The organism is Ideonella paludis, assembly GCF_018069865.1.
In the GTDB taxonomy this organism is placed as follows: Bacteria; Pseudomonadota; Gammaproteobacteria; order Burkholderiales; family Burkholderiaceae_C; genus Ideonella; species Ideonella paludis.
Genome location: NZ_JAGQDG010000004.1, coordinates 278848 through 292416, shown reverse-complemented (window position 1 = coordinate 292416; position 13569 = coordinate 278848). Strand labels below are relative to the sequence as shown.

At 63.7% G+C, this 13569-nt stretch carries 7 protein-coding genes; 4 read left to right on the top strand and 3 right to left on the bottom strand.

The window, feature by feature from the left end; translation table 11 throughout:
• Positions 1–33 precede the first annotated feature (33 nt).
• The 3 genes from KAK11_RS11760 to KAK11_RS11750 are packed head-to-tail and all read right to left on the bottom strand — an operon-like array spanning position 34 to position 4525.
• Positions 34–1374, bottom strand: a complete 1341-nt coding sequence (locus tag KAK11_RS11760) for a glycoside hydrolase family 30 protein (protein ID WP_210809315.1) — start codon at positions 1372–1374, stop codon at positions 34–36.
• Positions 1375–1427: 53 nt separating this feature from the next.
• Entirely contained in the window at positions 1428–3167 is a 1740-nt protein-coding gene (locus KAK11_RS11755) for a glycosyl hydrolase family 17 protein (protein ID WP_210809314.1), read from the bottom strand.
• 11 nt (positions 3168–3178) lie between these two features.
• Positions 3179–4525: a porin family protein gene (locus KAK11_RS11750; protein ID WP_210809313.1), complete on the bottom strand. Its 1347-nt coding sequence runs from the start codon at positions 4523–4525 to the stop codon at positions 3179–3181.
• A 250-nt stretch (positions 4526–4775) separates the two neighbouring features.
• Here KAK11_RS11750 and KAK11_RS11745 point away from each other — a divergent pair, with 250 nt between their 5' ends.
• The 4 genes from KAK11_RS11745 (at position 4776) to KAK11_RS11730 (ending at position 13568) form a co-directional block, all read left to right on the top strand.
• Positions 4776–7118, top strand: coding sequence for a glycosyl hydrolase (locus KAK11_RS11745; RefSeq protein WP_210809312.1), 2343 nt, complete (start codon positions 4776–4778; stop codon positions 7116–7118).
• Positions 7119–7332: 214 nt separating this feature from the next.
• Positions 7333–8811, top strand: a complete 1479-nt coding sequence (locus tag KAK11_RS11740; RefSeq protein ID WP_210809311.1) for an Ig-like domain-containing protein — start codon at positions 7333–7335, stop codon at positions 8809–8811.
• A gap of 163 nt (positions 8812–8974) precedes the next feature.
• Positions 8975–11998, top strand: coding sequence for a TonB-dependent receptor (locus KAK11_RS11735; RefSeq protein ID WP_310737794.1), 3024 nt, complete (start codon positions 8975–8977; stop codon positions 11996–11998).
• A gap of 25 nt (positions 11999–12023) precedes the next feature.
• Complete coding sequence (locus tag KAK11_RS11730; protein WP_210809310.1) at positions 12024–13568, top strand: tryptophan halogenase family protein; 1545 nt, start codon at positions 12024–12026, stop codon at positions 13566–13568.
• Position 13569: the final 1 nt, after the last annotated feature.

Genomic DNA, 13569 nt, shown 5'->3' with positions numbered 1-13569 from the left:
GTGGTCGGCTTTTTCACGTCTGGGGCGTGCGGCTCACCAGCAGTAAGTGGCGATAGAGCGCGCGGGCAGCTCGGTGCTGGCCCAGCCCTGCGCGCTGCCAATGGCAAAGGGCAGGGCGTCCTCGCTGCGGTTCAGGGCGATCAAGGCCACGCTGCCGTCGGGGTGGCGAAAGGCGATGACCTCCAGGCGCTCGCGCGAAGCTGCGCACAGAACGCGCTGAGCCCCGGGCCGCACAAAGCGGCTGAAGTGGCCGATGTAGGCATAGGAGTTCTGGCGGATGAGTTGGCCCGTGGCGCGGTCGGCCATCAGCGGTGCACTGCAGAGGTTGCCCACATGGTTGGGCCCGCCTTCTTCATTGAGCAGCAGGTTCCAGTCGATCCAGCCCTCGGTCCAGCGGTTCATGTCTTCGATCATGGACTTGGCATAGCGCTCGCCCAGCGCCCAGGAGCCATGGTGGGGCCCGCCTTCTTGGCAGCCCTCGGTGAACAGCAGGTGCTTGTCCGGCCAGGCGTCATGCACCAACTGAACGTGGTTGAAATGGTCTTCGCCGTACCAATGAAAGCCGCAGCCCCACACATAACGGGCCGCGGCGGCATCACTCAACACCACGCTGACGCGCTCCACCATGCGGTCTCGGTTGTGGTCCCACACAATGATGCGCACATGCCCAAGGCCCGCCGCTTGCAGCGCCGGGCCGAGGTGGTCCCGCACAAAGTCGCGCTCTTGTTCGGCGCTGTAGAGGCAGGAGTCCCAGCGCTGCAGCGCTTCGGGCTCGTTTTGCACCGTCACGCCCCAAATCGGCACGCCATGCGCGGCATAGGCTTGGATGAAGCGCACATAGCACTGGGCCCAGGCGGCACGGCAGTCTTCACGCAGCTCGCCGCCGTGGTTCATCACGCCGGTGGTCTTCATCCAGGCCGGTGGGCTCCAGGGCGAGGCCAGCAGCCTGATCTCCTGCCCGCTGGCGCGGGCCACTTCCTGTGCGGCTTTGATCATGGGCAACAGGGCTTGCTCGTCGCGGGCCATGCTGAAGCTCTCCAGCGCGAAGTCGTCCTCGCGTTCCACATGCGCGTAGTTGCCCAGCGCAAAGTCACAACTGTTCATGTGCACGCGGCACAAGGTGTAGCCGTGGCCGTCGTCGCGGCTGAAGCAGGCCTGCATGAACTCCCGCTGCTGCTGCGCGGGCAGGGCTTGCCAGGTCACGGCGGCAGCCTCGGTGAAGGCGGCGCCAAAGCCCAACACGGTTTGGAAGCGGCGGCTGCTGTCGACCCAAACGGTGGGCAGGCCATGGGGCACCGCGCTTTGCCAGCTCAGCGCCGCCTGGGGGCTGAGGAAGGCCGTGCTGTGTTGAGCGGTGAGGGTAGGGTGGATCATGAGCGTCAAAGAAAAAGGGGCCGAAGCCCCTGGATGGTGGAGTGGGCTTGCGCTCACTTGGACCAATAGATCTTGTCGATATAGATCTTGGTGTTGATGGCGCTGCCTTGGGCCTTGCCGGTGACGCCGTAGCGGTCGGCGATCACAAAGGGGTTGGTCACCTTGGTCAGGTCCAGCTTGGACTTGGCGGGGTCGGTCATGCCGAAGGCCATGGCGCCAAACGGGGTGATGGCGCTGATGGGAATCGACACCTCATGCCATTGGCCATCGTTGACATAGCCGTACTCGCCGCTGCTCAAGGGCAGGTAGACGTCATAGGCGCTGCCACCGGCCGTGGTGCCCGTCAGGAAGCCCACTTCCAGCTTGCCGGGATAGGTGGTCTTGATGCTGAAGTTCAGGCGGCCTGTGCTGCCAAAGTTGCTCAGGTCTTCAGCCGTGGTGGGCAGGCCCAAGGCCAAGCCCCAGCCCCACACCAGCGGCGTGGGTGTGATCTCGATGCTCTTGCTGCCGTCGCCGGGGGCGGCGGTCGAGGACACCTCCGGGTAGGCGGCGGTGCTGCCGTTCTCCCACGCATTGAAGACACCGTTCTCAGAAGGCTTGGCTTCACCCGCAGCGGCCACCTCGGCATACAGGGTGTAGCGGTTGGCGGTGACGGGGCCGTTGTTCACCGGCGGGATGTAGTAAAGCGCGTCGGCGGCGGTGTAGCTGCCCGGCTCCCACAGGTTTTGCGGGTAGAGGCCTTGCACCACATAGCGGGCTTGGCGGTTCACATTGAACAGGCCCCACTTGTCGTCGCCTTGCTTCCAGGGCTCGTCAAAGGCCTCGAAGTAGAAGATGTTCTTGGGCGCGCCAGCTTCGGCCTTCCAGGCGGTCAGGCGGTCGAAGTACATCTTTTGGTTGACGGGGTGGGCGCGCGAGGTCTCGCCGCCGGCCGGAATGGCCTTCCAGCCCGTCTCGCCAATCACGATGGGCATATTGGTCAGGGCGCGGCCATCCAGATAGGTGCGCACTGCGCTGTATTCCTTCTTGGCCGAGGCAATGGCGGCGTCCATCATCGCAGCAGCACGGCTGGCGGCTGGCACGCTGGTCTGCTGCCAGTCCCACAGGTCGGGCGAGAAGATGGTGTCCAGCAGCGGGTAGGTGTGCACGGCCGCAAAGTCCACCACGTCGGTGATGATCTTGGGCGCCGAGGCCCAGAAGGCCCAGTTGTCGTCGGTGGTGACCGGCTGGGTGATCTGGTTGCGCACGGTGCTGATGTAGCCGGCCATGGTCTCGGGGGCGATCTTGTTGAAGGACCAGCTCACCATGGTTTCATTGCCCACGCTGACCGCCAGCACGATGTCTGGGTACGCGTTGGCCAAGGCCACGCCCCGGGCCATCTCGGCCTTGGAGAAAGCGTCGTCGCCACTGGCCACATACACGCCCAGCATCACCTTCATGTCCAGCTTGCGGTCTTTGATGACTTGCAAGGTGGCCCGGGCGACGGCGTCTGAGCTGTCAAACAAGCGGATCAGCGTGAAGCCACCTTGAGCCAGCAACTCCAGGTCTTGCTGGATGTTGGCCGAGGTGACCACTTCGGTGTCGCGGTTGCTGGTGCGGTAGGGCGAGTAATTGACGGCTTTGCGGCTGAAGAACTCAGGGCTCAACGTGCGCGCCTGCACGGTTTGCGCCGGCACTTGGCCGCCGCCACCGCAGGCCACCAACAAGGCGGCCATCAGCATCGCCAGCAAGCCGGCAGCCAGCGCACGGGTGCGCCCGGCCAGGCCCGTAAAGAAGAGGGAAGGGGTGCTCATGATGGTGTGTCTCAGAAGGTGTAGACGGCGCCAGCGCCGAACCAGTTGCCCGAGGTGGTCACTCGAGGGTCCACGCCGGTGAAGGCCGAGTTGCTGGGCATGGACAGCGGCGCCAAACCCAGGCGGCCGTACTTCACCATGCCCGCCATGCCGTAGACCTGCAGGCCATTGCGGAAGTCGTAGTTCAGACCCACGGTGTTGATGAGCGCGCTATTGCTTTGGCCGCGCTCGCTGGGGTTGTTCGTGCTGGCCTTGCCCAGATAGACCATGCCGGTGGAGGCCGTCCAGTCGCCCAGGCGGTAGCGCACGCCGCCACTGAAGTCGGTGGAGGTCGCGGCATAACCGGGGTTGGCCACGCCGTTGAGCGTGCCGTTCCAGTGCACGTTGAACATCTCGTTCCACTGCGCGGGTGGGCCAGGCTGGGTGATCACCGCGTAGGCGCCGCTCCAGCGGTTGCGGCGCACACCGCCCAGCACTTCCCATTTGCTGTCCACTTGATAGCGCGCCATCAGCATGGCAATGCTTTGGCCAGAGCCGCCCAGCTTGGCGTCATCGGCGGAGAAGGGCGTCAGGCCGGTGAAGGGGCCATGGCCCCAGGCCGAGGGCGTGCCGTTGCGGGTGTCTTGCACCATGGCGTCCAGCACCAAATCTCCCTTCACGTACTGCGCATACAACTCCACAAAACGCGGCTTGTTGATCTTGAAGCCGCCGTTGCCTTCGTCATAAGTGGCTTCCAGCACCAAGTCGCCGCCGGCCACATCCAAGGGGCGGCTGCTGACGCGCAAGGCCCGCATCAGCAAGCCATAGCCCGCGCCGCTGGAGGCCCAGGAATCGCTGACACCGATTTGGGTGCCGTAGGGGTAGTCGGCCATGCTCCACGCGCGGGTCGGCATGGCGCCAAAGCGCACGCTGCCCCAGTCTTCATGGCTGAGCGCAATGTTTTTCTCGTACCAAAAGCCCTTGATGTCGGACTTGCCATCGCGCCAGCGCTGGCTCAGCAGGGTTTGCAGCTTGAAGCCCTGGCCCAGGTCGAACTTGCTGGCGAGGTAAGGCTGCATCAGCGTGACATGGGTTTCCCGGGTGCCGTAGTGGGCGCCGGGCACCACTTCGTCTGCCCACAAACGCTGGCGGTTTTCTTCGGGGAAGCGTTGGCAGTCTTCGCAGTTGTTGGAGCCGCGTTGGAACTCCACCTTGGCAAAGCCCGTCAGCGTGAACGGGCCCCAGTCCACGGCTTGCGCCAAGGGGCTGCTCAGCAGCAAGACGGCCATCGTCAGGTGGCTGAGCTGAGGTGTGAAGCCAGAGGCGCGCCGCTGCGGGGCGGGTTGGCGGCGCAAAGGGTAGGGCACGGTGGAGGACATGGTGTGAGCCTGGTGTGGAGGGCCCGCAGGGGCGGATGCTTTCAAGGAAAACACGAAATGTTGAAAGCGCTTTCACATCATTATGAAGAAACGCCGCTCAGGGTCAATCCAAACGGCCTCGGGTTTTCCCGGGAGTTCAGCCGCTGCGCAGCAAAATCGCCACAGCTTTACCGATGAAAACGCTTGCGTTCGCGCGGGCTAGGGAAAACCATCGTATGCGTTTTGAAAGCGCTTTCAATATGATGCGCTCATGCACATTCACCTCGCCTCCTCCCGCTCGGCTGCTGAGCCCATGCGCCGTGCTTGCTCATTCAGCCCGCTCATGGCCTGCAGTGTCGCCATCGGGGCTGCCTTGCTCCTGTGGGCCACGCCTGCGGCCCAGGCTCAGGCCGTGAAGGTGGGGGCAGGCGCTTATCAAGCCAAGCCGCGTGGCAGTGATGCGCCGCCTCCGGCCGCGCTGTGGCGCACTGACGCCATGGCCAAACAGGCTGCACCGACCAACCAGTGGTATTCGGCCCTGGTGTTCGCCAAAGAGCCTGAGGTGCTCTATGCCCAGCCCTTGACGGTCAAAGCCACCACCGACGGCCTGGAAATGGCCTACCCCAGCCAAGTGGTGGTGCCCACCGAGCGCAAAGACACCGAGATCCACTATCCGCACACCGAGCCCCTGCGCTTCAGTGCGCTTGGCTTCAAGGCTGACCGCCCCAAGCTGGCGCGTGCCAGCGACTGGGCCATTGACATTGCGATGGGGCAGGGCCCCGATCAATTCACCGCCACCTTGGCGCACGGCAGCCCCTATGTGCAGATGCGCCTGAGCCGCGGTGACTTAGGCCTGGCTTTGCCCACAGGCGCCACCGCCCAAGTGGCGGCCGACGATGCCCGCCAACTGCACATCACGGTGGGCGTCAAGCGCTATGCGGCCTTTGGCCCGACGGGCGTGCGCTGGGAGTCCTCTGGCCCCGGCCAGTGGGTGGCTCGCTTGCCGGCCGGCAAGGGCTATCTGGCCGCCGCCGCGCTGCCCGATGACACGGCCGCCAGCCTGAGCTTGGTGGCCCGCCATGCCTATGCCTTTCTGACCCATACCGAGGTGCAGTGGCGCTACGACCCAGCGGCCAGCGAGGTACAGGCCGACTACCGCAGCCGTGCCGAAGTCATGGAAGGGCCGGACCACGGCCCACTGCTCGCGCTCTATCCCCACCACTGGTTCAACAACGCCAGCTTGGCGGGCAAGCTGGGCCCTGCCTACACCACCATCCGTGGCCCGCTCAAGCTGTTGCCGGGTGGCCAGTTCAGCACCCGCAAGCCCTATCACGGCTTTGTGCCCTTTTGGCCCAAGGTGGATGCGGGCGACAAGGCCGCTGAATTGGCGGACGTGATGAAGACCGACCAGCGCAATGCCCGCCGCATGATGCTGGAAATCGGCAAGGGCGCGTACTGGCAGGGCAAGGGCCTGCAGCGCGTCGTGAAATTGATGGACGTCGTTGAACAACAAGGGGACACCGAGGGCCGCGACAAGCTGCTCAAGCTGGTGCAAGGCCGCTTTGAAGAGTGGCTGTCCGGGAATGACAGCAAGACCTACTTCCACTATGACACCCGCCTGGGCACCGTGGTGGCTTATCCGGACGAGTACTTTGCGGTCGAACAAATGAACGACCACCACTTCCACTATGGCTACTGGATCCGTGCCGCCGCCGAGGTGGCCCTGCGCGACCCAGCCTGGGCGGCCAAAGAGCGCTGGGGCGGCATGGTCGAGATGCTGGTGGCCGACATTGCCACGATGGAGCGCGGCGGCTCGCGCTTTCCTTTTGTGCGCAATTTCGATGTGTACGAGGGCCACTCGTGGGCCTCGGGCGTGGGCCTGGGGCCGCATGGCAACAACCAAGAGTCTTCCTCTGAGGCCATCAACGCCTGGATCGGCCTGATCCTCTGGGGTGAGGTCACTGGCAACACCGCCTTGCGTGACCTGGGTGCCTTTCTCTACAGCACCGAAGTGCAGGCCATCAACCACTATTGGTTCGACATCCACGGCCTGACCTTGCCCAAGGACTACAAAAACGTCGAAGTCAGCATGGTGTTTGGCGGCCGCCTGGCCCACAACACCTGGTGGACGGATGAGCCCCGCCAGATCAAGGGCATCAACTTGCTGCCCATCACCACCGCGTCGGCCTACCTGGCCAGCAGCCCCAGCTATGTCAAGAAGAACCTCGGCGCGCTCAAAGGCGAAATGGACCTGCATGCCTCACGCGGCAAGCGGGCCGACCCGCCGGACATCTGGCAAGACATCTTTGCCAAGTACATGGGCTTGGCCGACCCCGCCGCTGGCTTGGCCCAGTGGAACCGCTGGGGCGCGGTCGAGCTGGGCGACAGCCGCAGCCATGCGCTGCACATGCTGCTGGGCCTGCGCCAGTGGGGCGCACCCGACCTGAGCGTCAAGGCTGACACACCGCTGTATGCCGTCTTCAAGCAAGCCGATGGCCGCAAAACCTATATGGCTTTCAATCCGGGCAAGGCCCCGCTCAACGTGAAGTTCAGTGACGGCAAGACCCTGAGCGTGGCACCGGGCAGCTTGGCGCAATCGGCGTCCCAGCCCTGAGGCCCCAGGGACACCCGAGGCACTGAACCCGCGAGAACGAGGACACCTACGGAGGCTCTTGACGATGAAGCTGAAAGCGCTTTCAATATTTCAATTCGTTGCACCGAAAGTTTGATCTGTCCGAACCTGCCCCATTGCGGGCTCCACCACCCCCACCACCAAGCCGCGGGCTTGGCCGATGGGACCACCACGACCCAGTGAGAGAGAGACAAGCATGAACAAGACCCTGCACCGCTTTGCCCCGACCGCCACCGCTTTGGCGGCTGCCCTGTTGCTGTCCGCTTGCGGCGGCGGCGACGCTGAAGCGCCACCCACGCCCACGCCCCCGGCCGACTCCACGGCGCCTACCGTGGCCATTACCGACAATGTGAGCGATGCTACGGCTACTGGCCCTGTGACCTTCACCTTCACCTTCAGCGAAAGCGTGGGCACCAGCTTCACCGCCGACGATGTGGTGGTCACCGGTGGCACCAAAGGCACCTTCACGACGGTCAGCACCACTCAAGCCACCTTGGTCGTCACGCCCACGGCCAACAACGCCGGCACCTTGGATGTGAGCGTGGCGGCTGGCAAGTTTGCCGACGCCGCCAACAATGCCAACACCGCAGCAGCCAGCGCCACGCAGGCCTACAACACCGTGCCGCCGGTGACCAAAACCACGCTGGTCAGCTTTGACGAAACCACCGCGCCCACCTTCGCCGGGTTTGGGGGGGCAGAGGACGCCACCATTGTGGCGGACCCCACCAACGCCGCCAACAAGGTTGCTCGCGTGCTGAAGGCTGCGGGCGCGGAGCTGTGGGCCGGCACCACCGTGGCGATCTGCCCGAGCAACTCGCTGGTCACGCTGCCCTTCAGCGACGCGAACAAGACCATGACTGCTCGCGTTTGGAGTCCTGATGCCAACACCGTCGTTCGCCTGAAGGTCGAAAACGCGGGTGACGGCACCAAGAGTGTGGAGACAGAGGCCACCACAGCCGAAGCGGGCACCTGGCAAACCTTGACCTTCAACTTCGCGAACCAGGCCACCGGCACTGCTGCGCTGGACTTGGCCACCACCTACAACAAGGCCTCGATCTTCTTCGCCTTTGGCAAGACCGGCGCCCAGAACGGTGGCGACAAGGTCTACTTCATGGACGACCTGACCTTCGTTGGTTCCAGCTTCCAAGTGGCTTGCCCCACACCACCAGCCAGCGTGTTCCCCGTCAGCTTTGACAATACTGCGGTGACCTACACCCTGACGGGCTTTGGCGGCGCCGAGGACTCTGCCGTGGTGGTAGACCCCACCAACGCCGCCAACAAGGTGGGCCGTGCGACCAAGTCCAACACGGCCGAACTGTGGGCAGGCACCACCATTTCGACCGGTGCGAACTTCACGCTGGACACCATTCCCTTCACCGCCACCAAGACCAGCATGACGCTGCGCGTCTGGTCGCCGACCGCCGGCATTCCGGTGCGCCTGAAGGTGGAGGACGCGGCCGACGGCACCCGCAGTGTCGAGACCGAGGCCACCACCACGGTGGCCAACGGTTGGCAGACCTTGACCTTCAACTTTGCCAATCAAGCCACCGGCACGGCGGCCCTGAACCTGAGCTACACCTACAACAAGGCGTCGGTGTTCTTCAACTTCGGGACCACGGGCGCCAATGGCGGCGGTGGCACTTTCTACTTTGATGACTTGGCCTTTGTGAACTGACGACCAGCCGGGGGCGACGCATCGCCCCCGCACCGGCACCTCTGAGCGAGGTGCCTTTTCACGCCCAGTAATGAAAGCGCTTTCATTGCTGGGCAGACCCGAGCAGACCCTGACAAAACGGAATGGCCAGAGCGACAGCCTCTGGCACATCGAAGGAGACACTGTGACCCCACGCTTCAGCCAGAGCCGCATGTTGGCTCAGCCTCGCCACCGATTTGTGATGACCCAGGTGGCGACGGCCGCCACCTTGTTGATGACGCTTGGCGCGGGTGGCGCTATGGCGCAGCAAGCCCAGCCCGCAGCCCCTGCATCAGCAGCCAGTGCGGCCGATGCCTCGGTGGAGCGTGTGGTCGTCAAGGGCATCCGCCGCAGCCTGGAAACCACCATGGGCTTGAAGCGTGACGCACAGGGCGTGGTGGATGGCATCGTGGCGGAGGACATCGGCAAATTCCCCGACACCAACCTGGCCGAGTCCTTGCAGCGCATCAGCGGTGTCTCGATTGACCGCTCCATTGGTGAAGGCTCGCGCATCACGGTGCGAGGCGCTGGTCCCGATTACAACCTGATCTTGCTGAACGGCCGCCAAATGCCGGGCGCCAGCATTGCCGACACCGGCGCATCGAATTCGCGTGCCTTTGACTTTGCGAACCTGGCCTCGGAGTCGGTGAGCGCCCTGGAGGTGTTCAAGACCAGCCGTGCCTCTAGCCCTTCGGGCGGCATTGGGGCGGTGGTCAACATCAAGACGGCGCGCCCCTTTGACAACCCCGGACTGCAGGCCAGCGTGGGCCTGAAGGGTGTGTTCGACAACTCTGCGGGCCGCCTGCCTGAAGCGCTGCAGGGCAATTCGGTGACGCCGGAGTTGTCGGGCATCTACAGCAACACCTTCGCCGATGGCAAGTTTGGTGTTGCCATCACCGGCAGCTACCAAGAGCGTGAGTTGGGCTTCAACCAAGCGTCGGTGCCCAATGGTTGGCGCCCCTTTGCGGGCGATGAGAACAACTGGGGCACCATTCCTCAGCCTGGCACGCCCGGCTCGGAGAACATCACCAACCGGCCCAAGCCCAGCGACATCTACTCGGTGCCGCAGAACATCATGTACGGCGTGAACGCGGTGAAGCGCCAGCGCACCAACGGCCAGCTCACGCTGCAATATGCGCCGATCAAAGAGCTGACCGCGACGCTGGACTACACCTACTCCCAGAACAAGCTGCAGAACAAGCGCCACGAGTTGTCGGCGTGGTTCAATTTCGGGCCATCTGTGAGCTCTTGGACGGACGGCCCGGTGGCCGCGCCCAAGTTCTACTCGGAGACCATCAACCCGGCCACCAGTGATATTGCGATGGCCGGGGCGCAGTACGCCACCAAGAACGAAAACAAGTCCACAGGCCTGAACCTGGCTTGGAAAGCCACCGACAAGCTGCGCTTGGAATTGGATGCACACAGCTCCACCGCCACGTCGGGCGCAGACAGCCCCTATGGCTCCAGCGCGGGCTTGGGCACAGCCACCTTTACCCGTGGCACCACCAGCGTGGACTTCACCAAAGACTTCCCCGTCTTGAGCATCGTTGCAGCGCCGCTTGATCCTTCCACAATGCTGGTCACCGGCTCGACCTTCCGCAACAGCTACATGAAGTCCGGCGTGGACCAAGTGCAGTTCAAGGGCAAGTACAAGTTCGATAACGGTTCTGGCCTGGACTTCGGTGTGGCCAGCACCACGGTGAACAACCGCACTGCCTTCTCGAATGTGCAGCGCGACACCTGGGGCGGCGCCACCAGCGCGGCCGACTACCCCGACAGCGTTTGGAAGCTCGACTCGCTGCGCCAGTACTTTGGCCAGATCAATGGCAGCAGCGACCCAGCATTGTTCAACCAGTTCTACACCTTCGACTTTGAGACAGTGCGTGCACTGGCGGCCAAGGCCAGTGGTGACCCGTCGCTGTATCTGGCCTCCAATGTCTTCACCACGGACCGCCGGGTGAAGGAAAAGTCCCAGAGCGCTCACCTGCAATACAACATAGGCTTTGACTTGGTCGTCCCCATGCAGCTTGCCGTGGGCGGCCGCTACGAGAAGACGGACGTGACCTCCACCGCCTTGGTGCCCACGGCCACCGGCATCAATTGGGTGGGTAACAACGAGTTCACGGTCCAGTTTGGCGCGCCCGGCTTTACCACCCTGACCGGCAGCTACTCGCACTTCTTGCCCAGCATTGACTGGGACATGGACCTCAACAGCCAGACCAAGGTGCGTGCCAGCTATGGCGAGACCATTGGCCGACCCAGCTGGGATGCCATTCAAGGCGGGCAGACCCTGAACCAGTTGGCACGCTTGGACGGCGGCACCGGCGCACAAGGCAATCCGGCGCTCAAACCTTTGAAGTCTAAGAATTTCGATCTCTCGGCCGAGTATTACTACGCCAAGGCCAGCTATGTGGCTCTGGGTCTCTTCGTCAAGAATGTCGACAACTTCATCGGTGTGACCACCACGCAAGGCACGCCCTTCAACCTGACCACGCCAGCCAATGGCGCCTTGTTCAAGGAAGCTGTGGCGCAAGGCTGCGCCGAGAGCGACCTGACCTGCATTCGCAACTACATCTTCACCAACTACGACGGCCAAAAAGGCGTGACGCGCGGCCCAGATGACGCCAACGGCAACAAGACCGGCACGATTGCTGGGCAGCCCGGGGACCCGGTGGCGACGTTTGCCATCTCCACACCGGTCAATCAGCGCTCTGACCGCATCAAGGGTTTGGAGTTCAACTGGCAACACGTGTTCGGCAAGAGCGGCTTTGGCGTCTCCGCCAATTACACCAAGGTCACCTCGGGCTTGAAGTACGACAACGCCAGTCGCGAGGCGCAGTTTGCTTTGCTGGGCTTGGGTGACTCGGCCAACTTGGTGGGCTTCTATGAAAGCGACAAGTGGCAAGTCCGTTTGGCCTACAACTGGCGCGACAAGTTCCTGACCGGCTTGTTCGATGGCAGCGGCCTGGCCAACCCCGTCTATACCCAGGCTTATGGCCAGGTGGATATGACTGTGGGCTACAAGTATGACGATCGCCTGAGCTTCCAAGCCGAGGCCATCAACCTCAACGATGGGGTTCAGCGCTTGCATGGCCGGACGCAAGAGCAGCTGATCGCGGTGACGCAGACGGGGCCACGCTACATGCTGGGTGCACGCTACAAGTTCTAAGCTGAATCCAGCGAGTGAGCTTGTCGTGAGCGCAGGCGTCAAGAGGCTGGTGGTGGTGGGCGGGGGCTCCGCCGGATGGCTGGTGGCGGCCATTCTGGCGGCAGCCCACCAAGCCCACCAGGCCCGGCCTTTGAGCGTGCTGCTCATCGAGTCTGCCGCCGTGCCCATCATCGGGGTGGGGGAGGGCACCTGGCCCTCCATGCGCGACACCTTGAGAGCCATTGGTCTGCCCGAAGATGCCCTGTTCACCGAGTGTGACGCGGCCTTCAAGCAAGGCTCTCGCTTTGACGGGTGGGTGAGCGGTGCGCCTGAGGACCGCTATCACCACCCCTTCTCCGTGCCCGAAGGCTTTGGCGAGCTGGATGTGGTCACGCCCTGGGCCACCCATTTCCCCGACCAAGCTTTTGCCGAATGGGCTTGCCCCCAAGCGGTGCTGTGCAATGCGGGCAGAGCACCCAAGCAGGCGCAAACGCCGCAGTACGCCGCCGTCACCAACTACGGCTATCACTTCGACGCCACCAAGTTTGGCCAAGTGCTCAAGCGGCATTGCCTTGAGCAACTTGGCGTGCGCCACCTCATTGCCGATGTGCAGGGCATCACGCGCGATGAGCAGGGCTACATCCTGAGCCTGCAAACGGCCCAGCACGGCGAGGTGCCGGGCGACCTCTTCGTGGATTGCACGGGCATGGCCAGCCTGCTGCTGGGGCAACACTTGGGCGTCGGGCTCAAGTCACAAAAGTCTGTGCTGTTCAATGACAGCGCCTGGGCCACCCAAGTGCCCTACACCGCGCCGGACAGTCCCATCGCCACGCAGACGGTGGCCACGGCCCAGGCGGCAGGTTGGGTGTGGGACATTGGCCTGCAGAGCCGCCGGGGCGTCGGCCTGGTCTACAGCAGCGCGCACTGCAGTGATGCGCAAGCGCTGGCCACCTTAGAGCGTTATGTGGAGCGCAGCGCCAACGGTGTTGCGGCGTTGACGCCCCGCAAGATCAGCTTCGAGCCCGGCTATCGAGAGCGCTTTTGGCAGCACAACTGCGTGGCCATCGGTTTGTCCTCAGGCTTTATTGAGCCGCTGGAAGCTTCGGCCCTGGCCATGGTGGAGATGGCGGCCGCCCTTTTGAGCGACACCTTGCCCGCGAGCCGCGAGGACATGCCGGTGGTGGCCGCCCGCTTCAACGAGGCCATGCACTACAAGTGGGGGCGGGTGATTGAGTTCCTGAAGCTGCACTATGTGCTGAGCCGGCGACAGGACGAGGCCTATTGGCGGGAGCACCGAGAGGCCGAAAGCATCCCCGCGCGTCTAGCCGAACAACTCTTGCTGTGGCGCGCCCGCCCGCCCTCACGGCATGACTTTGGGCGCATCGACGAGGTCTTCCCCGCGGCCAGCTACCAGTACATTCTGTATGGCATGGGGGTCAAGCCACAGGGCCTCGCGGCACAGCCCTTGTCGGCCGAGGTGATGCACCTGATGCGGCACGCTCGCCACCAGACCGAACGAATGGCCGCGGCATTGCCCACGCCGCGTGAGCTTTTGCAACACATCGTCCGTCACGGACAGCACAGGATCTGAG

Coding starts and splice junctions, on each gene's coding strand:
- KAK11_RS11750 (WP_210809313.1), bottom strand. CDS start 4,525: ATGTCCTCCACCGTGCCCTACCCTTTGCGCCGCCAACCCGCCCCGCAG.
- KAK11_RS11740 (WP_210809311.1), top strand. CDS start 7,333: ATGAACAAGACCCTGCACCGCTTTGCCCCGACCGCCACCGCTTTGGCG.
- KAK11_RS11760 (WP_210809315.1), bottom strand. CDS start 1,374: ATGATCCACCCTACCCTCACCGCTCAACACAGCACGGCCTTCCTCAGC.
- KAK11_RS11745 (WP_210809312.1), top strand. CDS start 4,776: ATGCACATTCACCTCGCCTCCTCCCGCTCGGCTGCTGAGCCCATGCGC.
- KAK11_RS11755 (WP_210809314.1), bottom strand. CDS start 3,167: ATGAGCACCCCTTCCCTCTTCTTTACGGGCCTGGCCGGGCGCACCCGT.